17 protein-coding genes are annotated in these 25,050 nt (G+C 57.9%); 3 read left to right on the plus strand and 14 right to left on the minus strand.

Translation table 11 applies throughout. From position 1 onward, the window contains the following. Positions 1-68: 68 nt before the first annotated feature. From O9H32_RS08700 to O9H32_RS08735, 8 genes are all read right to left on the minus strand, one after another. Positions 69-3,536 carry a glycoside hydrolase family 2 TIM barrel-domain containing protein gene (locus O9H32_RS08700; RefSeq protein WP_269865699.1) on the minus strand — a complete coding sequence of 1,156 codons (3,468 nt, stop codon included), beginning with the start codon at positions 3,534-3,536 and terminating at the stop codon, positions 69-71. After that, entirely contained in the window at positions 3,536-5,011 is a 1,476-nt protein-coding gene (locus O9H32_RS08705; RefSeq protein ID WP_269865605.1) for a four-carbon acid sugar kinase family protein, read from the minus strand. The genes O9H32_RS08700 and O9H32_RS08705 overlap by 1 nt, the downstream gene beginning before the upstream one ends. Beyond that, the gene (locus O9H32_RS08710; protein ID WP_269865606.1) at positions 5,008-6,282 is read right to left on the minus strand and encodes a ribulose-bisphosphate carboxylase large subunit family protein; all 1,275 of its coding nucleotides are present in this window, start codon (positions 6,280-6,282) and stop codon (positions 5,008-5,010) included. Before O9H32_RS08710 ends, O9H32_RS08705 begins: the two co-directional genes overlap by 4 nt. Before the next feature lie 116 nt (positions 6,283-6,398). Beyond that, entirely contained in the window at positions 6,399-8,123 is a 1,725-nt protein-coding gene (locus tag O9H32_RS08715; protein WP_269865607.1) for a glycoside hydrolase family protein, read from the minus strand. Positions 8,124-8,443: 320 nt separating this feature from the next. After that, positions 8,444-10,045 (minus strand): FGGY family carbohydrate kinase, encoded by a 1,602-nt coding sequence (locus O9H32_RS08720; RefSeq protein WP_269865608.1) that lies wholly within the window; start codon positions 10,043-10,045, stop codon positions 8,444-8,446. Positions 10,046-10,055: 10 nt separating this feature from the next. Then, positions 10,056-11,027 (minus strand): transketolase family protein, encoded by a 972-nt coding sequence (locus O9H32_RS08725; RefSeq protein ID WP_269865609.1) that lies wholly within the window; start codon positions 11,025-11,027, stop codon positions 10,056-10,058. 2 nt (positions 11,028-11,029) lie between these two features. Further along, entirely contained in the window at positions 11,030-11,875 is an 846-nt protein-coding gene (locus tag O9H32_RS08730; RefSeq protein ID WP_269865610.1) for a transketolase, read from the minus strand. A 20-nt stretch (positions 11,876-11,895) separates the two neighbouring features. After that, the gene (locus tag O9H32_RS08735; RefSeq protein WP_269865611.1) at positions 11,896-13,329 is read right to left on the minus strand and encodes an L-fucose/L-arabinose isomerase family protein; all 1,434 of its coding nucleotides are present in this window, start codon (positions 13,327-13,329) and stop codon (positions 11,896-11,898) included. A gap of 296 nt (positions 13,330-13,625) precedes the next feature. On the opposite strand from O9H32_RS08735, the gene O9H32_RS08740 reads away from it, so the two are divergent. Next, complete coding sequence (locus O9H32_RS08740) at positions 13,626-14,669, plus strand: LacI family DNA-binding transcriptional regulator (RefSeq protein ID WP_269865612.1); 1,044 nt, start codon at positions 13,626-13,628, stop codon at positions 14,667-14,669. 130 nt (positions 14,670-14,799) lie between these two features. Here O9H32_RS08740 and O9H32_RS08745 read toward each other — a convergent pair whose 3' ends face one another. The 3 genes from O9H32_RS08745 to O9H32_RS08755 form a co-directional block, all read right to left on the minus strand. Continuing rightward, entirely contained in the window at positions 14,800-15,603 is an 804-nt protein-coding gene (locus O9H32_RS08745) for an SDR family oxidoreductase (RefSeq protein ID WP_269865613.1), read from the minus strand. A gap of 648 nt (positions 15,604-16,251) precedes the next feature. Beyond that, on the minus strand, positions 16,252-16,725 hold the full coding sequence (locus O9H32_RS08750) for a hypothetical protein (RefSeq protein ID WP_269865614.1): 474 nt from the start codon (positions 16,723-16,725) through the stop codon (positions 16,252-16,254). A gap of 343 nt (positions 16,726-17,068) precedes the next feature. Beyond that, a complete protein-coding gene (locus O9H32_RS08755; protein WP_269865615.1) occupies positions 17,069-17,911 on the minus strand; it encodes an amidohydrolase family protein in 843 nt (280 codons plus the stop codon). Between the two features lie 253 nt (positions 17,912-18,164). On the opposite strand from O9H32_RS08755, the gene O9H32_RS08760 reads away from it, so the two are divergent. Further along, positions 18,165-19,175 carry a LacI family DNA-binding transcriptional regulator gene (locus O9H32_RS08760; protein ID WP_269865616.1) on the plus strand — a complete coding sequence of 337 codons (1,011 nt, stop codon included), beginning with the start codon at positions 18,165-18,167 and terminating at the stop codon, positions 19,173-19,175. Between the two features lie 84 nt (positions 19,176-19,259). Here the strand turns inward: O9H32_RS08760 and O9H32_RS08765 are convergent, their stop codons facing one another. The 3 genes from O9H32_RS08765 to O9H32_RS08775 all read right to left on the minus strand — a co-directional run bounded on the left by O9H32_RS08765 (position 19,260) and on the right by O9H32_RS08775 (position 22,445). Next, positions 19,260-20,492: a cytochrome P450 gene (locus tag O9H32_RS08765; protein WP_269865617.1), complete on the minus strand. Its 1,233-nt coding sequence runs from the start codon at positions 20,490-20,492 to the stop codon at positions 19,260-19,262. 360 nt (positions 20,493-20,852) lie between these two features. Continuing rightward, a complete protein-coding gene (locus O9H32_RS08770; protein WP_269865618.1) occupies positions 20,853-21,734 on the minus strand; it encodes a TetR/AcrR family transcriptional regulator in 882 nt (293 codons plus the stop codon). A gap of 114 nt (positions 21,735-21,848) precedes the next feature. Continuing rightward, positions 21,849-22,445: a DUF1349 domain-containing protein gene (locus O9H32_RS08775; RefSeq protein ID WP_269865619.1), complete on the minus strand. Its 597-nt coding sequence runs from the start codon at positions 22,443-22,445 to the stop codon at positions 21,849-21,851. Between the two features lie 283 nt (positions 22,446-22,728). Here O9H32_RS08775 and O9H32_RS08780 point away from each other — a divergent pair, with 283 nt between their 5' ends. Continuing rightward, positions 22,729-25,005, plus strand: coding sequence for a preprotein translocase subunit SecA (locus tag O9H32_RS08780; RefSeq protein WP_269865620.1), 2,277 nt, complete (start codon positions 22,729-22,731; stop codon positions 25,003-25,005). The last annotated feature ends 45 nt before the right edge of the window (positions 25,006-25,050 follow it).

Genomic DNA, 25,050 nt, shown 5'->3' on the forward strand with positions numbered 1-25,050 from the left:
ATCGGCTTCGCATCCATTGGATTGCCCTTCGCCGGTTATCGCAGCGTCCTGTACCTCTAGGGCTTCGCTTAATCAACCCACTCGATCGCTTCCGGCCCGCCCTTGGCGGCCGTCATGGGCTCCATCCCGGGAATCATCGGCGTCAGCCGGAACTGCAGCCTCCGCTCCTCCCCGGCCGGAAGCAGATATTCCTCAAGCGTTGGCGCGTATCCGCAGCTGTGGTTGCCCAGCCCGCTCTGCCGGCTGTCGATGTGGACGTACGTCCGGTCGGCCCGTACGAGTTGCTCCCGGTGCTTGACGGAAGCGAGCGGCCCGGGCGCCACCTGGCGGGCGGTCACATCGACCAGCGGCATTCCCGCGATCAGCAGACCGGCTCCGGATTCATTCGTAACCGCCGCCCACCGCACATCCGCCTTGTTTCCGTTCTCCTGCGGCTTGATGTAAGGGACGAACTGCTCCGCCACGGAGCCGGAGTATACGCCAAGCTTCCCGCTTTCCTTGCGGTCGGGATAGCATTCATGGGGTCCCCGGCCGAACCAGGATATCCGGTCGTAAGCCTCTGGCAGAGCCAGCATCACCCCGAAGCGAGGCAGGGACGGCAGCGCCTCCCGCGCCGGCGTGAGCCTGACATCCACGGTCAGTACGCCGGTGCCATACAGCGTATACAGCGTCTCCGCGGTGAATGCGACAGCCTCCCCTTTGGCGCCAAGCACTTGGCGTACGCGAACCTGCACCGCTTCATCCTGAGCCGTACGATAGGCGATGCTGCGGACTTCGCAAGCCAGCTTGTCGTACTTGGCCTTACGCCACTCCTTCGCCAGATGAACATCATTATCGACGGGCGCGCGCCACAGGCAGACGGCGGGTCCGTCCTGTAGAATAGACACTCCCTGGCTGTACCAGTCCGTCACATGCCCCGTATCCATGGAGAATTTTACTGTAAAATCGGCGCCCTTCACCTTAAGAGCAGCCCCCTCCAGCTCAGCCATGAGCGGAGGCGGCGTTCCGGCGCCCACAGCCTTACGCGGTACTTCGGGGCCTGCCGATAGGAGAAGCGGCAGACTTCCCTCACCTTCCGACAGGTGGGGTGGCAGACTTCCCTCACCTTCCGATCGGAGGGGTGGCGGACTTCCTTCACCTTCCGATCGGAGGGGTGGCGGACTTCCCTCACCTTCCGATCGGAGGGGTGGCGGACTTCCCTCACCTTCCGATCGGAGGGGTGGCGGACTTCCCTCACCTTCCGATCGGAGGGGTGGCGGACTTCCCTCACCTTCCGATCGGGGGGGTGGCGGACTTCCTTCCCCTGCCGCCTTGAACACTGTCCCAGCCTGCCCCATCAGCAGGTCACCCCAGGCCACCTCATGCCCGGCTGGCGCCCACAGCGTGTCTTCCTTCAGGACGAATCGGATGTGCAGCCAATATTCGCCTTCCCTTCGTCCGAGACCATCCAGATAAGGAACCCGGACCGTCCGCTCCCCGCCCGGCGGGACGGCGAGTTCCATCAGTTCCCCGCTCTCCAGTACGTCGTTATCGCAGAAGAGACTCCACTCTGCGCGCAGATGCGACAGATCAAGAAAATCATAGCGGTTCGTTACTCTCACAGACCCCTGTCCGGGATCCTCCCATGCGACAATAACGGGCTCGATCGCCTTTTTGAATTCGAGGAGAGCCGGCTTGATCGTCCGGTCAGGAAACAGCAGACCATCGATGCAGAAGTGCCCGCTGTGCGGTTCCTCCCCATAATCGCCCCCATACGCATAGGCCGGGAGGTCTCCCGCATCCTTCCGGCGCAGGCCCATATCCGTCCACTCCCAGATCAAGCCGCCAAGCAATCTCGTGTACCGGTACACCGCGTCCCAGTATTCCTTCTGGTTCCCAAGTGCGTTGCCCATCGCATGTCCGAATTCCACCATAAGATACGGACGGGGATCGTCCTTCTTCCCCTCGTCCTCCAGCATGCTGACCGAAGGGTACATGGAGCTGACGATGTCGACCAGGGGCGCTTCATAAGCTCTTTCGTAATGAATCGGCCTTGAAGGATCGCGTCCCCTGACCCACTCCGCCATGGCATCGTGATTGCTCCCGTAACCGGATTCGTTGCCGAGCGACCAGAGGATGACCGACGGATGGTTCTTATCGCGCTCCACGAGCCGGACCATACGGTCCACATAAGGCGCCCTCCAAGCAGGATCGTCCGACAGCCGGCTCTCATCCCCTCCCGCCAGAACGAAGCCGTGTGTCTCGAGATCGGCCTCGTCGATGACGTACAGCCCGTAGCGGTCGCACAGGTCAAGCCAGCGCGTATCGTTCGGGTAATGCGAGGTGCGCACCGTATTGATGTTATGCTGCTTCATCAGCTCAATATCGCGGATCATCGATGCGTACGTTACGGCGAAGCCGAGTTCCGGATCGAACTCGTTGCGGTTCACGCCCTTCAAGATGACCGGCGTTCCGCTCACGAGCAGCTTCCCGTCCTTGACAGCAATGTCCCGGAAGCCGGCCGGCACCCTCCGCACCTCCTGCACGGCATCATCCGAATCCCTGATGATCAGTAGGAGCGTATACAGATGGGGGGTCTCCGCCGACCACCTGCGCACCCCGGATAAGCGAACCGTGGTCCCAAGCTCACGGACCTCCTGCGGGTGCAGGCTGAGGTCGATGTCGTCCAAGGAGCATTCATGAATCAGCGCTCCCTCTTCATCGAACAGCTTCAGCTGCAGAGTGCTGCCATGCCGCAGTCTCTCGTCACGGCGGATCATCGACACGGCGATCTTCAGCTCTCCCTCTTCGGAGCCCACCGGAACCGCCTGGACGCAAGCGTCCGAGAGTCCCGCCGGCGGAACGGAGACCAGGTACACGTCGCGAAAAATGCCGCTCATCCGCCATTTGTCCTGATCCTCCAAATAGCTGCCCGCACACCACTGGTACACACGGACGACGATCGTATTCTCTCCCGGCTTCAGGTACGATGTGATGTCGAATTCATGATGGTAATGGCTGCCCTGGCCGTAGCCTGCGGGCACTCCGTTCACATGGACATGGAAGGCGGCATCCACGCCTTCGAACACGAGCAGCGTCCTCCTCGAGGTCCAGTCTTGCGGCTGCCGGAAGCGGCGGCGGTAGATGCCGGTCGGATTCAGGCGGGGCACATGCGGCGGATCGACCGGGAAAGGGTACGGACAGCTGGAATAATGCGGGATCCCGTACCCGTGCAGCTGCCAGTTCGAGGGCACGGGGATGTCATCCCACTGCGTGTCGTCATACCCCGGCAGCTCACACGCGTCAGGAGTTTCCTGCGGACTGCCCGCATAATAAAAGCGCCATACCCCGTTCAACGGCAGCACATAAGACGACGCTTCCTTCTCCCCGCGCAGGGCCGACAGCTCGTCAGGGTAGGGTACCGAGAGCGCATGCGGCCTCTCCGTTCCGCGTCCGAGCATCAGCGGATTTTTCCAATCGTCCGCCCAAGTGTCCGCCGTATCTTCCGTCTGACTTTGATTCCTATCAGGAATCCATTGGGTACCGGTACTCTTCATCACGGCCGTTCCTCCTGTCCAAGTTGCCCGCTGTGTTCCAACCTTCCGCCTTGAAGCACTTCCGCTAGAAAGTCTTCGCCCCCCATCTGTCCGCCCTTCAGGACCAGCTGCAGCCCATCGAGCCGTGCGTCCTGACTGTGTGCCCGGCATACGGGGGCGCCGGGGGCTGTGGCAGCCAGCCATTCGAGCGCATGGATGCCAAGTCCGCGGGTGACGTAACCCGACGTATCCCCGCCTGCGATCACGATGCGCTTCAGACCCGCTGCCAGGATCAGCTCGCGGGCCAGAGCACCCAGCCGGCCGCCGAGCAGACGGCTCCACTCCTGCGGCGCGATGCCGAGGGATGCTGCCAGCTCCTGGGCTTCCTGGACAGCGGGATCCCCGGGACCCGCAGCCGTATACAGCACCACGCTCCGGCCTTCCCGCAGGCATGCCAAGGAAGCCGCCAGCAGACTGCGGGCCGCCTTCAGGCCGCCGTCCGGCCCGCAGAGCGCCGGCACAGGAACACGAATGCCGGTGAAGCCGGACGCCATGGCCCGGGAGATTTGTGCGGCGGTGACGGGCGAGCAGCTGCCCGAGACCACAAGCAGCGGCTCGGCCCGGCCGAGCCCCCCCGCTGAACCCGGGGGCGAAGACGCCTGCAGCTGCCCGGACTCGCGCAGATAGGCGGTCAGCGCGTATTCGATGCCGGAGGAACCGGCGGCGAACAGCGGCCCGCCGCCGGTTCTCCCCGCCTCCTCCCAGATCAGCCGCCCCGCCGCAGCCAGTCTGCTCTCGTCTAGGACGTCGTACAGCACTACGCCGGGGGAGTGCTGAAGCAGCGCATCCAGACGCCGCTCCACTTCCGGGAAAGCCCCGCCCAAGGCGCGGATATCCATGGAAGCGGCCGTCAGCTGGGTCTGGCGGCCCAAATGCAGCCGCAGGTCCGCTTCCTCCATCGGCGTGACGGGATGGCGGGCCATGGTCGGATGCCGGTCGAGCCGGAATACTTCGTTCACGCCTCCCGAGGCTGCCGCAAAATGATGGCCGAACAGCGTATAGCGGCCGAGCAGCGGCACGCCTACAATCAGCGGAACATAGCGGCCTGCCCCGAACACGGCCGTTCCGATCTCGATCGCTCGGCCGATGCTTCCGACTTCCGGAGAGGAGTCGAAGGTCGAGCAGACCTTGTAATGCACAAACCTCGGACCCAGCGCCTTCAGCTTCCTGAAGATTGGATCCAGCTCGGCCTCCATCTCCTGCGGAGTCATCGACCGGCTTACACCGGCCACGCCGATACAATCGGCATGCGGGAAGCGTTCCCGAATCCGCTCCTCGTCCGGAGGTTCCAGGAACAGCACGGTCTGCAGTCCGGCTGCAGACAGCGCTTCCAGCACATCCGTCGAGCCGGTGAAATCATCGCCGTAATAGCAGAGCAGCGGCTGACGGCTGGAGTCTGACTTCATCGTTGTCCCCTGCCTTAACTCATGCTTCATCCCCTGCCGCCTCCCGCCGCACCGAACTTGTCGATCGCCCGCTGGAGTACGGGATGCGACTGCGCATACACACCGGCGGATATCCCCTGCACAGCGGCTTCCCAGCCCCTCTTCATGCTCTCGACGCCGGCTGCCGCACCGTCCGGGTGCGCGAGTATGCCGCCCCCCGCCAGGTGCATGAGATCGGTCGTCCCCGTCTGCTCATAGGTGATTCCGGCCGTGCCGGCCCATTGTCCCGACGATACGACAGGCATGGTCTCATATCCGCCGAACAGCGGCTGCCTGCAAGCCCGGATGGAACGGATGACGGATTCATCGCTCTCGTAGAACTTGCTCCCGAGGCCGTTCACATGCAGATGATCGGCGCCTGCGAGGCGGCACAGCTTCTGATACACCGCGAATTCCATGCCGAGCATCGGGCATCGCGTCAGCATCCCCCAGCCGTTGCGGTGCGCATGGATCGGCACCTCGCTGTACCGGTTCAGCCAGGCCAGTCCGGCCAGCCCGATACTGTTCACGCTCACCATGATGCACGTTCCGCCTGCCTGGACCACCAGATCGTGGCCCCTGCGCAGCTCGTCAAGATCCCCGGTTATGTTGAATGCATACATCACCCGGCGACCCGTCTGATCGGCCGCCCTCTCCACCTCGGCCATGACTGCCTTCACTTTGTCCTTCAGGGGCGCGTAAGGAGGATTCGCATTGAGCTCGTCGTCCTTGATAAAATCAACCCCGGCCGCCGCCATCTCCCGTACCAGCGAACCCAGCTGCTCCAGGGAAAGTCCGATGCTCGGTTTGACGATCGTCCCGATGACCGGCCGGCCGTAGACGCCGGTCAGCCGGCGGGTCCCCTCCACGCCGAACTTCGGCCCCGGGTAGGCGGCTTCGAACGACGCTGGCAGCTCCAGATCCACGAGCCGCAGACCCGAGAGCTCCTGCAGCTCGAAGAGGTTCCCGGCGATGGCTGCCATCAGGTTGGGCAGGGAAGGACCGAAGTTATGCAGCGGGAAAGCGACCTTGACCAAGCCCCGCCGGTACTTCCCGTCCTGCCCATGGGGCAACTTGGCACCAGGCAGGGACGGGAAGTCCGTCTCCTCCAGTTTCTCGACCGAAAGGATGCGTGCTCCGTGCTTCTCCTTGAGGGAGTCGGTTTCCCCGGGCACCGCCGTGAACGTCCCGGTGGACTGCTCCCCCGCGATCACTTCAGCCGCCCGCTCAAGAGAGTAAGGCGTTTCGACCAGATATACGGCCGTAACCTGCTCATGCTGCATGGCTGTCCCTCCCTTCTGGCCGGTTCATCGGCGAAATACTTCTATGCTCAACGCTTCCTTGCTTAAGAGTATTCATCCTCTGCAGCCCCCGCTCTCGATCGACGCTCTACGACTTCTCACCAGGTCCATTCCTTCTCGGGACGGCGGTACGCTCCTTCGCGTATCGGCGCCTGGTCGTACACCTTGCGGCCGCTATACAGCGGATGCTTCGTCCCCCGAGGCGTCAGATCCACCACATCGTCTCCGCGCCACTGCGCTTCGAACGATTGGTTCATCGCCGTCTCTACGGTACGGCGGAGCGAGAGCGGGAACGTGACGGTAATGCGTTCCCCGGCCTGCGCGGACCCCAGCTGCAGGAAGTGCCGGCTCTGCCAGCGGCTCGGCTCGCTTCCGCTGCCTTCCGTGACGGAGCTTCCGAGCTCGCGGGAGAAACGGATCTTGGTGTAGCCGGCCCACTCGGGGATGCGCACCTGCAGCTGTGGGATATCCCGGTTCACCTCCAGCACAACCTTGCCTTCATGGGGCAGATAGCTGCTGACGTCGAGCCATTCCGAACCCCGGCTGAGCAGGAAGTTCACGCTTACCGTCCCCCGGTTCTCCGTTACGATATGGCTCCACCCCATGAACAGCCCGCGGGTACCCGAACCAAGGCAGCACAGCTGGAGATCGCTCGTGTGTCCCCGGCCTTCATTGACATCGCAGCAAAAATCATTCGGCGCCGAATACCCGGCGAACGAGCCCCGCGTGCGCTCCGCTACACGGTCATACGTCAGCCAGCCGTGGATATTCTCCGGCTTCGCCCCTTCTTCTTTCACCCAGCTCAAGTCAAGCAGCTGGGATTCCGTCAGGTGGTTGCGCAGGAAGCGCTCCACGGTGCCCCAATACTGCACATACCCGCTCTTCGCCAGGGTGATTCCGGTGGAGATCAGATCGACCAGGGAGCAGGTCTCATGCTCGTACGCCTGCTCCTGCAGATCCCCGGGCGTCCAGCCGAAGGAGGTGCACTTCGTCAGCGCCCATTCATAGCACTTCTGCACCCACGCGACCATGGAGGCGTCCCCGAGGAACGCGCCGAACCGGGCGATGGCATCCAGCGTGCCGAGCCGGGTATGGAAGTGTCCGCTCCGGTAAGCGAGCGCATCGTTGAAGCTGCCGTCCTTGTTGAACACGCCGCTGCGGTGAATGATCAGCTCGCTGAAATAACGGCACAGCTCCAGCGCATCCCCGTTACCCGTGAGCTCATGATACTTGAGCAGCGGCATAATGAGCCGCCCGCAGAACGCCGCAGGATCGGGTGCGAGGCGCAGCTGCACCCCGTTGGCCGAAGGCCAGCCCTCTTCGGTATATTCGGAAGCCGGATAGTACCAGACATCCCGCTCCTTGACGGCGATCCGCTTCAGGGCGGCGACATGCTTGTCGGCCGCTTCTTTGACCTGCGGATCCCCCGTGGCCATGTACCAGGTGGTAAGTGACAGGATGACGGCGCGCTGGTCGATCAGGTTGGCGTTCGCCTCCCAATGCCCCTTGGGGCTGATCTGCCGGTAGCTCAGGCCGTCCTCCTTGAAGAAGGAGAGCAGATTCGCCCTATACTTCGCCTCCACATCCTCCCCGAATGTCTCTCCGGACATATGCCGGGCGAGCAGCATCCCGTCCACCATGCGGCCGTGCGAGGACCCGTAATCCCAATCCCCATGGGTCATGAACGGCGGTTCGGTCATCAGATTGGCACTAAAAAAAGGCACATACCCAAAATCGCGGTCCGCCATGCCCACCATCGCGTGAAGTGCGTGCCCTGCGCGTTCCTCGAGCAGCAGCGTATCCGGTATTTGTCTGGTAGTCATACATTCACTCCTTGTCTTTAGGCTTTTCTATTCTAAATGTTCATTCTAAGTGTTCATTCTAAGTGTTCATTCTAAGTGTTCATTGGAAGTGTGCATTCCAAGGTGATCTCCAAGTCTTCTCATCGTAAATCCTCAACCCATCAATAACAATGGGGGGAAACGGGCATGTTCTTCCCCTTCTCTTCCAATCGGGAAGAGCTCCGCCTCCGCTCTCCATTCAAAAAGAAAAGCCCTCCCCGCTCCCAAACGGGAGCGCGAAGGGCTAAGAGGTTCAGAGATCTTACTCTCATCCCGGCAGCATGCTATATGTCTCTTGAGCCTCAGCCCAACCCTTTCTGTACCGGCGGTTCCGTCCCCGCCGCTCCAGGGACAGCGTTCTGCAGCGCTGCCGCACAGGCCTCTGCGGCCGCCTCCTCCGCCTGCTCGGCATGGCTGCTGTGCAGCACAGCAGCCACCGCCCTGCGCCAGCCCCGGTACTTCCGCTCCCGCTCCAGGGCATCCAGCTTCGGCTCGAAGACTTGGCCCGTCCGTTCCAGCCCGGCGATCTCGCCCAAGGATGTCCAGAGCCCGGCAGCGAGTCCCCCCGCATAAGCTGACCCCATGGCGGACAGCTCGGCAGCGGAGGACCGCCACACCGGCCGGCCCAGCAGGTCGGCCTGAAACCGCATGAGCGCCTCATTGGCGCTCGCGCCGCCATCCGCATGAAGCCCCTTCAGTTCAATCCCCGTCTGCGCCGCAATGAGCTCGGCAGCATCCCTGACCTGATAGGCCATGCTCTCCAAGGCGGCACGGATAATGTGGGCCCTGCCGGTCCCGCGGGACATGCCGGTCACGGCCGCTCTGGCCTGGGGCTCCCAATAAGGGGCGCCGAGTCCGACGAAGGCAGGGACCAGGTACACGCCTTCGGAATCCGGCGCTTCGGCGAGCCAACGCTCGAGCTCGCCGAAGCTGCCGAACAGCCCGAGATTATCCCGGACCCACTTGATGCAATCCCCCGAGGTCCGGATGACGGCTTCGAGGGCATAGGTCACGCTGCCGCCGAGCCCCCATGCGATGGTCAGCACCAGGCCGCCGCCTGCTTCCGGAGGCTGTTCGCCGGCATTCAGCAGAACCGACGTTCCTGTCCCGTAGGTGGCTTTGGCCGTGCCGGTCTCGAGACAGCACTGGCCGAGCAGCGCGCCTTGGGAATCCCCGATGATGCCGGCGATCGGCACCGGCACGTCGAACAGCTGCGGCTCGTCCGTGTACCCATAGATGACATCCGAGGCTTTGACTTCGGGAAGAATCTCTAGGGGCACTCCGAAGAGCGCGCACAACTCCGCATCCCACTGCAGCTTATGAATATCGTACAGGGACGTACGGCTGGCATTCGTCACATCGGTCGCATGGACCCGGCCGCCGCTCAGCTTCCACAGCAGCCAAGAATCGATAGTACCGGCGAGGAGCCGGCCTTCGCTCAGCTTCTGCCCTGCCTCCGGAACTTCGGCGAGCATCCAGCCCCACTTGGAGGCGGAGAAATACGGGTCGAGCAGGAGGCCGGTCTTGGCCCGGACCTCCCCCTCATGACCTGCGGCCTTGAGCTTGCGACAGATCTCGGCCGTCCGCCGGCACTGCCATACGATCGCCGGGTATACCGGCAGTCCTGTCACCCGGTCCCAGAGGACAGCGGTCTCCCTCTGATTCGTCAAGGTGACGGCCGCCAGCTGCTCCGGCCGTGCCGCCGCCTCTTCCATGACGGACCGTGCCGTCTGCAGCACGTTCGCATAGATCTCTACCGGGTCATGCTCCACCCAGCCGGGGAAGGGGGCGTACTGCCGATGCTCCGCCGTGCGCTGCGCGACAATGCGGCCGGCACGGTCTACCAGAAGTGCCTTGGTGCCGGAAGTGCTCTGGTCTATCGTGAGCAGATAGCTTTTGTCCACAGGGCTCCTCCTATCTTCCGAGCATGCTGAGAGCCATCCGCGCCATATTCTCTGCGCAGAGCCCGTAATGCCGGAATACCTCGGCAGACTTCCCCGCGATAGCGGGTTCGTCCGGAATGCCCAGGATACGGACCGGCACCGGGCAGTGCTGCACGACGACCTCCGCGACCGCAGCCCCGAGCCCCCCATGGATGCTGTGCTCCTCGGCGGTGATGATCCTGCCGGTTTCCCGGGCGGCCTTCACTACCGCTTCTACATCCAGGGGCTTGATCGTATGCATATTAAGCACCCGGGCCGAGATCCCCGCTCCCTGCAGCAGCTCCTGCGCATCGAGGGCGGCGCGCACCGTCTCCCCGGCCGCGATGATCGTCAGATCGCCGCCCTCCCTCAGGGTGACGGCCTTGCCGATCACGAATTCGCCGTCTTCGCACTCATAGACATCCTCCACCGGGTTGCGCCCGATGCGGACGTAGACGCCCCCCCCATGGCGGGCCAGCGCTTCGGTCATCCTCCTGGTCTCATGCCGGTCGGATGGCAGCACCACGGCGAGTCCCGGGATCGCCCTGGCCACTGCGATGTCCTGCAGGGAATGATGGCTCATCCCGAGCGCCCCGTAGCTTACGCCGCCGCTGATCCCGACCAGCTTCACATTCGTCGCCGAATATGCCACATCGACTTTAATCTGCTCGATGCTTCGCATACTGAGGAAGCAAGCCGGCGAAGTGACCCACGGCTTCTTGCCGCTGTGGGCCAAGCCGGCAGCGATCCCTACAATATTCTGCTCGGCTATGCCCACTTCGACGAACTGCCGGGGGTAGGCTGCGGCGAACGGCGCCATAGCCGCCGAGCCCCGGGAATCGCTGGCGAGCACCATCAGGTCCGGATCGTCCTTCGCCAGCCCCAGCAGCGTCTCGCAGATCACCTGGCGGTTAGGAATCCGATGGGCGGCGCGGTTCGGTATACTTGGTACGTGTTCGGCCATCGTTAGAGCACTCTCCCTTCCTTCTCATCGTGTTCCCGTGCGGCAGACAGCTCCGCCAAGGCCAGCGTCAGTTCCTCGTCACTCGGCACATGATGATGCCACTTCGGCACGTGCTCCGCAAACGAAACGCCTTTGCCCTTGACCGTATGGGCCAGCACCAGTGTAGGCTTCGCGGGAGCGGCGGGCACTTCCTCGAAGACCCGCACGAGCTCTTCCACATCATTCCCGTCGGCGGACACTACATGCCAGCCGAAGGAAGCCCACTTCGCATCCAGCGGATCCAGTCCCATCACGTCCTCCGTAGGCCCGCTGATCTGGAGCCGGTTGCGGTCGATGATGCCGACCAGGTTGTCAAGCTGGTAATGCGCGCCTGCCATGGCGGCCTCCCACACGGAGCCTTCGGCCTGCTCGCCGTCCCCCATTAGGCAGAACACCCGGCTGCGCCGTCCGTCGCGCTTGGCGGCGAGGGCCATCCCGACCGAGATCGCCAGCCCGTGCCCGAGGGCCCCCGTATTCATCTCGATCCCCGGCACCTTGTTGTTGGGATGACCGATCAGCCGTGTGCCGAACTGGCTGAACGTCAGCAGCTCCTCCTTCGGGAAGAAGCCGAGGTCTGCCAGGATGCACCAGAGGGATTCGACGGAATGTCCCTTACTGGCAACGAACCGGTCGCGTTCCTCCCACTTCGGATTCTCAGGGTCGATCTTCATCACCTGGTAATAGAGCGCCGTCAGAATATCCGTATTGCTCAGCGAGCCGCCGGTATGCCCGGTCCCGGCCCGGTGGATCATGCGCAGCAGATCCATGCGGATCTGGGCGGCTTTGGCTTTCAATGCTCTCGTGTCCATCGGCATTCTCCCCTTCTTGTTTAGCGTGCTGCACCGCGCAGCCAAGCCTCAATCTCCCTCTCTGTCGGATCGACCGGATCGGCCTCCAGTCCCGGAATATACCGGCAGGCTTCATACAGAGGCGCAATGACATTCGCATGGATGCCAACCGAGTGGTGCACATACGGCCCCCGGACCAGCTTCTCTTCCCACAGCGGCCAATCGTTCACCTCCACCCACACGTAGGAGCCTCTCGTGTACGGGCCTTGTATCCCGCGGGCCCTGCCCAGGAACAGCTGATACTCCCCGTGATCCCCGTCAAAACGGGCGAGGGTCATGCCCCCTCCCCGGATCTCTCCCTCATGCGTGCCGGGGGCATGGTCGTCGAACAGAAAGTGCTTGCGCAGCTTGGGACGCTCCTCTACCGATAACGACACCGGGAAGTTCCCGCAGTGGAACAGGAGCTCCCCGTTCGCATTCTCCGGATGACGGACCGTAAGATCCGCGAAGAAGGTCGGATGCTGGTTCATCGACGCCGCCTGGACCAGAACAGAGGTGATGGCCCCGTGGATATCGGTCTCGCAGGTGACGGGAATCTGCTCATCCGTGAGGATGGCGTTGGCCAGACAGGGCATAATCCCCATGGCGTCCTGCAGGGAAGACCAGCACTGGATAGCGATGGCGGAGCTTCCGGTCTGCGCTGCGTACTGTTTCATGGCTACCTTCAGGGCGGCGATACGGCGGACATCCGCTTCGGTCACCTCGGACCAATCCAGCTTCTCCTTGATATAATCCACAGCCTCAGCGAGTTCGGAGCTCTGTCCGTTCTCGATCCGCTTCGACGCCCGCTGGATATCCACCAGGGTAATCGGGTGAATCTCGATGCCGAAGCGCTCGAGCAGTTCCCCTTCATTGCACATCATCGTCCAGAAGGAGGACGGGCGGGGACCGATCTGCAGAATGCGCAGGCTGCGGAAGTGCCGTACGGCATTCGAGGCGGCAATGAAATTCGTGAAGCCGCGTTCGAACACCGGATCGTCCACCCGGCTGTTCGTGATATAGGTGAACGGGACGTTGAACCGGCGGAGCACCTTCCCCGTCGCGAACAAGCCGCACTGCGTATCGCGAAGCCGCATCCCGTCCTCCAGCGGAGATTCATCCCGCGGTCCCCACAGCAGGACCGGCTTGCCGAGTGCCTTCCCGACACGGGCCACCGTATCCTCCGTCCCGAAGTTGCAATGAGGGAAAAAGACAGCATCGACGTTCTCCCGCTTGAGGTGGTCTGCGATCTGTTCCGCGCCGATATGGTCGTCATAGAGCAGCCCTTCCGGGTTCAGTCCCTCCAGGTCCACAATATCCATGTCCATCCCGAAGCCTGCGATCTTCTCCCGGATCATCGTCTTGTAACGGAAAGCGTCTTCGGCACTGAACACAAACCGGCGTGTGGGCGCATAGCCCAGCTTGAATTTCTTCATGGGTCACTCTCCTGTATCCATTAGGTTAACTAAACAAACTAAACAATAAATAAACGTTAGTTTAATAATCTAGAAGAATCAATGGAAGACATGCATGGATTCCATTATTTTCTTTGAATTTATCACCGAATTCCACGATAAGTCAATCTTTTTTTCTAAATTATACACTTAATTTAAGTTATAATAACTAAACATATGACTCTTTTTTAAGCTTATCTTGCATAAACCAAGGAAGATGTATAAACTAAACTTACTAAACAACCTGAAGGATACAGAGAAATGGGGGTAGGGTTTCGGTGAAAATGGAGGATATCGCCAAGCTGGCCGGCGTTTCCAAGGCGGCTGTGTCGCTTGCGCTGAGCGGAAAGCCGGGAATCAGCGAGGAAACGCGCAGGCGGATTATGCAGCTGGCAAGCGAACACGGGTATACCCACAGATCCAAGGCTCCGTCAGCAGAACGGGGACCCCGTTCGCTGACCTTCCTTGCTGCCGCCAATGCCGGGATTGTGCTCGAGGATTACTATCAGCAGCCCTTCTTCCGGGAGCTGATCCACTATATTGAGGAGCGCTGCAGATCGGGCGGATATTCGCTCATGTACACTACCATCGGACCGGAGCCGTCTGCCGAGGAACTGCGTTCTCTCTCTGAGGAGAAAGGCAGCGAAGGAATCATTCTGCTCGGCACCAACCTGAGCCGCGCTCAAGTGTCCTTCATTGCGGGAGAACTGTCCCTGCCGCTTGTCGTGCTCGACACCTGCTTTGAGACACTGCCTGTCCATTTTGTCGAGATTAACAATCGCATGGGGGCCTATCAAGCCGGAAGCCATCTCTGCGAGGCCGGGCACCGGGCGGTCGGCTATATCGCCTCGAATGTCCGGATTCATAATTTCGACGAGCGGCGCAGCGGATTCATGCACGCTCTGCAGGAGAGGGGGATGGAAGTAGCGCCCGATTGCCTATTCTCCGTGGCCCCCACCATCCTCTCCTCCCAGGAATCGTTGAAGCGCCAGCTGGCCGCCTATCTGGACGCCGGGAACACGATGCCGACAGCCTTCTTCTGCGAATGCGACTATATCGCCATCAGCGCCGTCAAGACGCTGGGAGAGCTCGGTTACCGGATTCCGGAGGAAGTCGCGGTGGTCGGGTTCGACAACATCCCGGAGGCGCGGATCGTGACGCCGGAGCTGACCACGGTGCATGTAGAGAAGGAACGTATGGCCCACCTGGCCGTCGAACTGCTGCTTCAGTCGATTGCATCGAATTCGGATGTGAGGACCAAGATCAAGGTCGATACCCGTCTTGTCGAACGTTACTCCTCCCGCTCCCCCATCCCAACCTGATGGGATTCAGCTGCCGTCAACGGCCCTAAGCTTAGCTGCAATATCGAAAGCCCCTATCTATAGACAAGATGGGGGCTGTTTGACGCTTACGCGTGGTTTCCTTAGGAGTTCTGAGCCTGCGGCGCAATCCTCACAATCCCAGATACTCTCCACCGTTCACATGAATCGTCTGGCCGATGACGAAGCTGGATTCCGGCGATGCCAGGTATAAAAAGATCGGAGCGATCTCGTAAGGTTGTGCCGTTCTTTTGACCGGTCCCGGATTATTCAATGACCCGTAAAACATGTAAAATTCAGGCGGGAGTGAAGACGGGATAAGAGGGGTCCATGTTCGTCCGGGGGCTACGGCATTGACCCGGATGCCCCGTTCGGCTAGAGAAACAGCTAAGGACCGGGTTAGTGCATTGATGGCACCCTTGGTGGCGGAGTAACTCGCCATGGCCGGATAGCCGCTGTCCGCCGCGACAGAGCTCGTATTGATGATGGTACTGCCCGGTTTTAAGTGGGGGAGCACAGCTTTGGCAAAATAGAAACAGGAGAAGACGTTCGTCTGGAAGATCCGCAGCAGCTGCTCAGATGTCAGGCTGGTCAAATGATCTTCATAAATCAGTTCTCCCGCGTTATTGATTAAGATATCCACCCGTCCGAATCTGGACAAGGTAATCTCTACGGCCTGTCTGCAAAAGTTCTCATCACCGATATCCCCGGCAATCGTCAAGCAGCTGCGGCCCAATTGCCGGATCCTCTCCTGCGTCTCCGAGGCATCGGCGTGCTCATTGAGGTAGACGATCGTGATATCTGCGCCTTCCCGGGCAAATAAATAGGCGACCGCCCGCCCGATTCCGCTGTCCCCTCCGGTAATGATCGCAACCTTATTCTGTAGCTTGCCCGGTCCGACGCCTCCCGGCAGCTCCGAAACAGGTCTTGGTATCATCAGAAATTCCAATCCAGGCTGTCCGGGCTGATACTGGGGCGGGAACTCGACCGGGATTTCTTCGCATTTTGTCACTTGCGGGTCATGGGGATACAAGGGGGTTCCTCCATTTCGACGTTAACTGCTATCAGATTATTCTTGAGGTCGAAATGGGTGATTGCACAGTTGATTCTGAATAAACCCATATACCCGGATCAGGATCAGGGCTGAGAGCGGATAGGTAAAAATAGACCAGTACAATTTCCAGCCCCTGCTGTAATCCAGGAAGCCGACGTTCAAACAGATCCATTCGAAACTAATGGCAATACTTGTCCAGAGCAACAGGTATAGAAACAAGAACCGCTTGTCTCTGCTTATTGACCATTTGTCGTAGTAGTACAGGAAAATGAACGCATAGGGTGTATATAGGAATAGATGGGAGTATGTTGCCATGGGCTCGTAGGTTTCATTGTCCATGCAGTCGTACAAATGAAACGGCGTGGCGGCCAATGCATAGTCTATTGTCGCGACGAAGGTGAATTGGTACACCCAGAGTATGATGATTAGCATACGCGGGAAATGCTTTCGGATGATCCATACACAGGTTAACAAAACGATGGAGCATGCGACCACAAACCATTCGTTTCCGTCAAATCGAAAATTCATTGGCTAATGGATACCTCCGGACTGAAGCTTTTTGCGAAATATGCTCATCACTCCGACCAAAATCACGTTATGAAGCAGCCAGAAAGCTGCTGACCACCACTCCTTCACCGTGACGTGGACAAAAACCCCTAATACACTGGACAGATAGTCGAAGCCATACATTAGTAAAGAAAATCCAACAATGCAGACCACCTTGGGTCCTGCCTTTTTGGAAGCATTGTACGCATGAAGAAACAAAAGGGCAAGTATAGGATACAGAACGGTTCGGTTGAAGAATTGGGCGAATTCCGGGCTGAGCTGGTCCGGAATCATAGAGCTCTTGAAATTCATGGTCTGTAGAGCGGAATAATTTTGTGTGAGAAGGGAGCTGAGGCACCAGTAAAGGAGGATTTCCAGCGGTACAAGCTGCTTTCGCTGGATGTTGAAGAACACATATAGGAATCCCATATTTACAACAAGGTAAAATATGAAAATCAAGACCCCATCTCCTATTTCATCGTTTGTCTCTAATCCGTTCCACGTCCTAATCCAAGAAGTGGAATTCCTTTTCCTGCTTATTTTAACAAAGTTGATGAGGTTATATACGCATGCGTCAAAATACCCCGCACCTTGTCATATCAAGATGAGGGTGATTACAGCCCCAAAAGGCAGGAGAACGGATGCTTCCGGTCCCCTGCCTTTTGTTTGGGATTGCTATATTTAAGATTGCCGTATTTGAGATTGCCATCATCGAAGCCGGATTCGTCATTGGTCATCCGCGTGAAACACACAGCGTTCCTGCGATACGGCGAAGCCGCTGAACTTAAGGGTCGTACTTGGGTTACGCTTGTCCCTGGTCTATGCCGTAAAACCGGGCGCAGTTCCCTCCGAGCACCTGGTCCCGGACATCGGACGGATACGCCTCCAAGTACCCGGTGACGATCCCCATCACTGCCCGGTAATCGCGGCTCAGGGTACACACCGGCCAGTCGGAGCCGATCATAAGCCGTTCCGGCCCGAAAGCGTCGAAGACCACATCCAGGAACGGCGTGAATTCCTCCGGCTTCCATCCGCCCCAGTCCGCTTCGGTTACCATCCCCGAGAGCTTGCAGTATACATTCGGCGACTGGGCGAGCCGCCGGACGTCCCTGCTCCACCCGGCTGCAGACTTCCCGGCAATCCGCGGCTTGGCGAGATGATCCAGCACAAATCGCAGCTCCGGGAATTGATTCACAACCGTGACGGCGTTCGGCAGATGCTGCTCGAAGAGCAGCAGGTCATACGTCAGACCATAGGCGCTCAAGCGGGACAGGCCGCGGAGGAAATCTTCACGAAGCATAAAATCAAGGTCCGGCTCGTCATGGATGACATGCCTGACCCCCTTCAGCCTGGGGTGCCCGGCGAACTGCTCCAGCTGCCTCTCCACCTCCGGAGAACACAGGTCCACCCAGCCGACAACCCCCTTGATCCAGTCATGCTCCTCTGCGAGCTGCAGCAGCCACTCCGTTTCCTTGAGCGATTGCCTCGCCTGGACGGCGACTGAAGCTTCGAATCCGATCGATTCGAGAAGCGGCTTCAGGTCCCCCGGCAGGAAGGATCTTTTCAGAACCTCATGCCCCTCCCCAATCCAGGGATATTCTTCTGTCGAATAGTCTATAAAATGCTGATGGGCATCGATGCGCATGAATCCACCTCTTCTCCTCTTGTTCCTGGAGTTCTTCCTCTTATCCTGACAGCTCCACAACAGCCTTGATGACGCCGCTTTCCGGCTGCTCTCCCTTGTGTTGGCATCGTTATGTTACCGGTAACAAAAATACTAGCACAGCCTTCCGGGCAGGTCAACGGTTCCGGGCTTGATTATTGCTTGTCCTTGTCCCATTATTAAGTAGTATCACTATCTAAGAAGTAGTAAGGTCTGGAAGGATGTCCCGTGTTCCATGGTAACTATTTATGATATAGCCAAAAGAGCGAACGTCTCGCCCATGACGGTCTCCCGCGTCATTAACAATTCCCCCTCCATCAAAGAGTCTACCCGCCTCAAGGTGGAGCAGGCCATACGCGAGCTGGATTATGTGCCGAACAAGCAGGCCCGCAGCCTCACCTCCAAGGAAACGCGGCTGGTTTCCCTCGTGATTCCGGATATCTCCAATCCCTTCTTCACCAACATTGCCCGCGGAGCCGAGGACAAAGCCCTGCAGCATGGCTATCAGCTCATCTTGGGCAACACGGATGAGAATCAAGACAAAGAGGAGAAATACGTGAACATGCTGATGTCGACCGGTGTGGATGGCGTCTTGATCGCACCGACCGGCGACGAATCCGCGGCGCATATGAAGAAGCTAGTGAAGCGCCGGATCCCGTTCGTCTATGTGGACCGGACGGTTCAAGCGGTGCCCGCGGATTCGGTGACCGGTGATAATCCGTCCACCATCAGGCAGCTCGTACACCATCTGACGGAGCGGGGGCATTCCCGCATCGCCCTGATCAACGGTCCCGGCTTCCTATCGAACGCGAGAGAACGCGAGATGGCCTTCGACGAAGCCCTGATGCTCACCGGCCTCTCACCACAGCCTGCTTACAAGATCGAGACCCATTTCAAGAAGGATAACCTGAATGAAATTATCGACAAGCTGAAGGAGCTCCGCGATTCGGACTTCCCTACAGCGATTGTTGCCGCGAATAATTTCATCGGCGTCAACACACTAAGAGCGCTCCAGGCTCTTCAGATCCGGGTCCCGGAAGAAACAGCCGTCGCCTGCTTCGACGACCCAGACATCATTCCGGATTACAACCCGTTCCTGACCGTGGCGAATCAGCCTGCTTATGATATGGGATTCGTCGGCATGCAGCTGCTGATCGAACGAATCCAGGGCAATGCCCCCTCCACGTACCGCAGAATCGTACTGCCGGCAGAAATTATCGTACGCCGTTCATCCGGTGAGCAATAAGTGAAAAGGCCTGCCATGCCGGCAGGCCTTGTTCATTGAGGCGATGGTCTTACACCCTTTTCCTCATCGTCTTCATTCCATCCCTTACTTGTATATATTCATCGGCAAATGAGTCAGAGATTGGCCCGGAGCTGAAGTCGTCAAATTCTTCTCCAAATCGAATGCCTCCACAGGTTCTATCCGGGCAACCCGCTCCAGGAAGGCCGTCAGGGCCAGATTCAATTCCATGCGTGCCAGCGGGGCGCCAAGACAAAAATGATTGCCGTTCCCAAACGACAGGTGCTTCTTATTATTGGCCCGGTGAATGTTGAGCGTGAACGGGTCCTCGAACACCGTTTCGTCCATATTGGCAGCACTCATCCAGGCAATCACAACATCCCCTTTTTTGAGTTCGACACCGAGAAGACCGTTGTCCTGTTTCACCGTGCGGTGCCGCTTCGAACAGTGGAACCGGTAGCGGAGCATCTCCTCTACGGTTTGCGGAACAAGCTCCAGGTTATTTCTTACTTCTTCATATAAGGCCGGGTCATCGTACAGCAGGGAATAAAAGATACTCGAGAGCGTATGACTGGTCGTTTCGATCCCGGCCCCCAGCAGGAGCATGGTGGTCTTGACCACCTCATCGTCCGAGAACCTCTCCCCCTCGAGCTCCACCTGGAGCAGATCCGAGATAATGTCCTCCGCGGGATGGGACCTCTTTTGCACCACTATAGGATATAGATATTGGAAGTATTCCTTGGCGGCCGCCTGCTTCCTCGCTTCGCTCTCCTGCTCATCCCCCACGCGGTGAGGCTGGAACAGGATGTCCACCCAGTTCTTAAACAAATGGCTGTCCTTGGAAGGAACACCGAGCAGATCAGCCATGGCGATAGAAGGCAGCGGGCCTGCGAGGGATTGGACGATATCCACCGTAGTGCCTGCGGGCATGTCGTCAATCAACTTGGTTACCACCTGCCGGATCCGCGGCTCCCAGTTTTTGAGGCTTCGGGGTGTGAAGGCGGCCGACAGCAGCGCCCGGTATTTTTGATGCTTGGGCGGATCCATACTCGAGATACTTACTTTGTCCGGTGCGGTCCCTTCGCTGTTCTTCGCTCCGATCAGGATCGTGGTTCTTGGTCCCTCCGCAGAGAAGAATTCGTGGTTGCTGAGCACCTGTTTGACATCCTCATACCGGAACACATTCCAGGTATCGGTTGCTTCGTGATAATACACGGGGGTGTCCGTCAGCATTTTCTTATACCAACCGAGTGGAAAGAACTCTTCGGAGCGCGATTGAAAGTTTGTGATCTCTTGGATGGGAATAAGCTGTTTGTTCATTATCGATTCCACCTCCATCATCATGGGTCGCTTTCTAACGCCCGGTCCCGTACAGCAGTCTGACGATAACTTCACTCCGGCCTCCTTTCTATTTCCAGTTTATTGCACCTCCAATTTTATACTATCCGTATATTTTTATTCAAGTTTAGCGAGGATAGTAGCAGTATTTCCTATTAAATAAGGATATTTATCATATACGGATCGTTCATTTTATCGTCGTTTCTATAACCAAGATATACGGCTTCGCCGTCCTTGAAAGGACGATGCGCGTTTATAAGAAATACAAGAAGTCAGGATCGAGCCCTGGCGAGATATAAATTCTAGTATTAAAAAAAGCCCGCATCGCTGCCGGCCGCCGGACTATTCCTGCTTGCTGTGCTCCATATACCACCAACACGCTTTCGCAATCCTTCTTGCCTCCAAGCGGAATGCGCTGTGTTCCAATTCCGTCTGAAACGCCCGTAAGACCACTTCCAGCAGCGAGATATTAGTCTCCTCTTGCTTCAGTATGGAAAGGAGACCCTGGGTCATTTCCTTTGTTCTCGCTGTTTCTGTGGATTTCCGGATGGATCTCTCGAGCTCCTGCAAATCTTCTATCAGCTCAGTCTTGTCCTGGATCTTCTTGTTCTCCTGGGAGCTGATCAGAGACAAGGTCTGAATATCAATCAGATGCTCCCCCCTGTCCTGCATCGTACGCAGCAGCACTTCCACATAAGTTAAGACCCGGGGAACCACCTCTTTCCACACCGGCTGTTGACGCCGAAAGTTTCGCCATGTATTGCCTATCTGATGCAGCATCCCGAGACATAAGATTGACCCCTCATAGGCATACGGCCTGGTCTCTTCCCCATACAGCTGAACCAGCCGTTCGGATAACCACTTGAGCTGCATACCGGCCAGGTTGGCCAAATCAAATTCCCCGGAATAGAAGCCTCTCCAGAACAATTCCGACACCCGCTGCTTTTCCGGGAGCGACATGGGGATGGCAATCTGATCCACCAACAGGTCCAAATCGGACGCATAGTGAAGGCTTTCCAAGCTTTTTCGAAGCAGTAAATCCTCCTGCTGGAGGTGCTCGAAAATAGCGACGATCAGCTCGTTTTTGGAATCGAAAAATTTATAGAATGTCCCTTTGGATACCCCCGACGCATCCAGAATCATCTGAATCGTCGTGTTGGCGAAGCCGTGTTCGATGAATAGAGTAAGAGCCGTGTCTAACAATACTTGTTTTTTGTTGTTCATGGATGCGCTCCTTAGCAGCTGCAATGACGCTGGCCTTGATTGTATCAACAAGAAGCAGCGCCGCGGCGCACTGCTCCTCGTTTCGCTCCCTGGAAATCTATAATGGTCTTCATTCTAGAATCGGCTGTCCGCTTCGGGCCGAGACAGGAACAGCTCATCATAATGAACTCGGCAGCCTTCTCCCTTCGGAGATTGGGCCACTACGCCTGCCACAACGGCAGAGGGGAATGTCATGCCGAAATACCGGATCAGCTTCCAATCTCCTCCGTCCGGAGAATAAAAGAACGAAATGCAGTCTTGGGATTTGGTGATCCGCAGATACGGATTCTCGGCCGTCACCCGCTCTGAATTGCAATCATCCGAAGAACCGTCCCGTGTCACGACCGACACGATCGTGGGGTACTGCCCGTTATACTCGAAGCAGAGCTTGGCCCAGTTGCGGTCATCCGACATGAGCATCAAGCATCCGGAATCGTAGATTGTCCGCATCTCCACTCGCAGCCGTGTAGTCAGCTCGAACGACTCATCAACTGGGAGATGGAAGAACGGCGCAGAGCTTACGATGTGCTTTCCGGCCGGATCCTGAAAAAAATCCGCTGCAGGCGGGGCTTCGATCATCAACCCTCCCCCTTCGGTAAAGTTCCACTGCTCCGGTTTGTTTGTCCAGCTCATCCCAACCCTGGTTTCTGCAAGCAACAAATTGGTATTCATTTTCGAACCCACTCTCGAATGATTTTTTCGTTCCTCCATCTGGACTTCCCTCGCTGTGATGTACTAATTCGCCGGCCGCCGGTGCTTGTCCTTGTCACATAACCCATAAAAATAGAGCAAAAAAATGCCGTGTCTCAGACGGGGATACGGTTAACGGCAACGAGTGCCGTAAGAGAAGCGAAGCGAGTATGTAACGTTCCAAATATTGCTATTTTTATAGACTTTGATTATACTTTAGCCACAATTGAATCGCGAAGTTCTACCGAGGAGGTATCAAGTTCCGATGAATTTAGCCGTCAAGCTCATGCAAAAATTCAAAGACCGCGATACCCGGAATAAGCTGAGAGTCTATCAGGACAAAGTGGAGCTGATCAGGAGACGGAATTTGGAAGCGTGGGACGATGGGCAGCTTCAGACGGAATCCCTCCGGCTGCAAAAAGAAGCAAAAACGGGTATGCCTTTGGATGAGCTGCTTGTTGATGCTTATGCATTAGTCTGCGAGGCAGCGAAGAGAAAGCTCGGATTACAGCCTTACGATGTCCAGATCATGGCTGCCATCGCCCTGCACGAGAGATTTGTGATCGAGCAGCGTACCGGTGAAGGAAAAACGCTCTCTGCTGTTATGCCTGCTTATCTTAATGCGCTGACCGGCGAAGGCGTTCATGTGCTGACTTTTAACGATTATTTGGCAAGTCGGGATGCGGAGTGGATGGGTCCGATCTATCGTTTCCTTGGGTTAACCGTCAACTCGGTTCAAGCGGGCATGAGTCTGTTCGAGAAACGGGAAGCATACGCGGCAGATATAACCTATGTTACGGCTAAAGAGGCGGGATTCGATTATCTGCGCGACACGATCGCCCTAACCGAAGCCGATACCGTGCATCGTCCTTTCCACTACGTCATCGTCGACGAAGCGGATTCGCTGCTTCTCGACGAAGCGCGGCTGCCGCTGGTTATCACCGGCGAGTCGGGCTCTTCCAGCGACGATCGCATTCGTTTCGCACAAGTAGCTCGGCAGCTTAAGCAAGATGAACATTACGACTTCGATGAGTTCCAGCGGAACGTGTACTTGAATGAAGCTGGCTCAGCGAAAGCGGAGGCACTGCTGGGATGCGGCAATTTGTACGATAGCCATAACAGTCATTTGTTAACGTCATTGAATTGCGCGCTGCATGTGGAATCGTTATTAAAGAAAGACGTCGATTACATCGTCCGGGACGGTAACATCGAGCTGATCGAAGAATATACCGGACGCGTGGCGGAGAACAGGTATTTGCCGGACGGGCTGCAAGCCGCGCTTGCGGCCAAAGAAGGACTGCAGCCGAAAGCCGGCGGGAGAATTCTCGGGATGATTACCCTCCAACACTTCATTAGCCTGTATCCGAAGATTAGCGGAATGACGGCTACGGCGCACGCTTCCGCCATGGAATTCAAAGAGATTTATGCGCTGCAGGTCGTGCAAATTCCGCCGAACCGGCCAAACCTACGGATCGACCATCCGCACCGGATTTATACCCATAAAGAAGCCAAGCTTAAGGCGCTTGTACACGAAATCTCCTCCGTCCATGCGACGGGACGTCCCATACTCATAGGTACGTCAAGCGTCGAGGAGTCTGACATGCTGGCGGAAGCGCTAGCGTCTGCCGGCGTAGCCTGCCATGTGCTGAATGCGAAAAACGACGCAGAAGAAGCCGATATCATCGCAAAAGCGGGAGAAATCGGCGCCGTGACGGTGTCTACGAATATGGCGGGACGCGGCGTCGACATTCGGCTCGGCGGCGGCAGCCCCGCGCAAGCCGAAATTGTCGCCAAGCTGGGCGGGTTGTACGTGATCGGTACGCATGTGAATGAAAGCGTTCGGATCGACGACCAGCTGCGCGGGCGTTCCGGCCGCCAAGGCGACCCGGGAGCTTCCGTATTTTTCATAAGCTTGGAGGACGAGCTGCTGCTTCGGTTCGGCATCCATAAAACGATTCGCGCTTCCAGGCAGGACGACGCTCTCGAAGACCCGGTGCTCCGCAGCCATATCGCGCATATTCAGCGTGTGATTATGGGCCAAAACTACGATATATGCCAAGAATTGAACCGTTATTCGGATATGGTGGAGGATCAGAGACGAATTGTATACGCGGAGAGACTCGGAATATTGAAAGGCGAGAAGCCGATGAGCCCTTCGGAGCAGCGGGTACGGCTTTTTTATATCGACGAGTTCTGGGCTGACCATCTGGCCTACGTTTCTTACATTCGCGAAGGCATCCACTTGGAGAGCCTGGCCAGCGCCAATCCGATCGACGAATTTCATACCCTAATCACCCAAGCATACGAGCAAATTCCGGCTAAAATCAATAGCGAGTCGGAACATATGCTTGCACGGCTTGGAGGTTCGGATGATCCGGCAAAGTGGGAAGCGCTCGGTCTGAAGAGCCCTACTTCCACCCGGACTTATATCATCAACGATCAATACATCCAGAATAAGCGCAGCTCATGGACCGCAATGACTGTATTTGCTTTTGGGATTCGCAAAATATTGCGGCCGATATTCAGGCTGTTACCTTTTTAGTGCAGCATAGCTTAATCAAGGAAGTTCGGGACGAATGCGAGCGAA

Origin of the sequence: Paenibacillus caseinilyticus (genome assembly GCF_027533645.1) — a bacterium.
In the GTDB taxonomy this organism is placed as follows: Bacteria; Bacillota; Bacilli; order Paenibacillales; family NBRC-103111; genus Paenibacillus_G; species Paenibacillus_G caseinilyticus.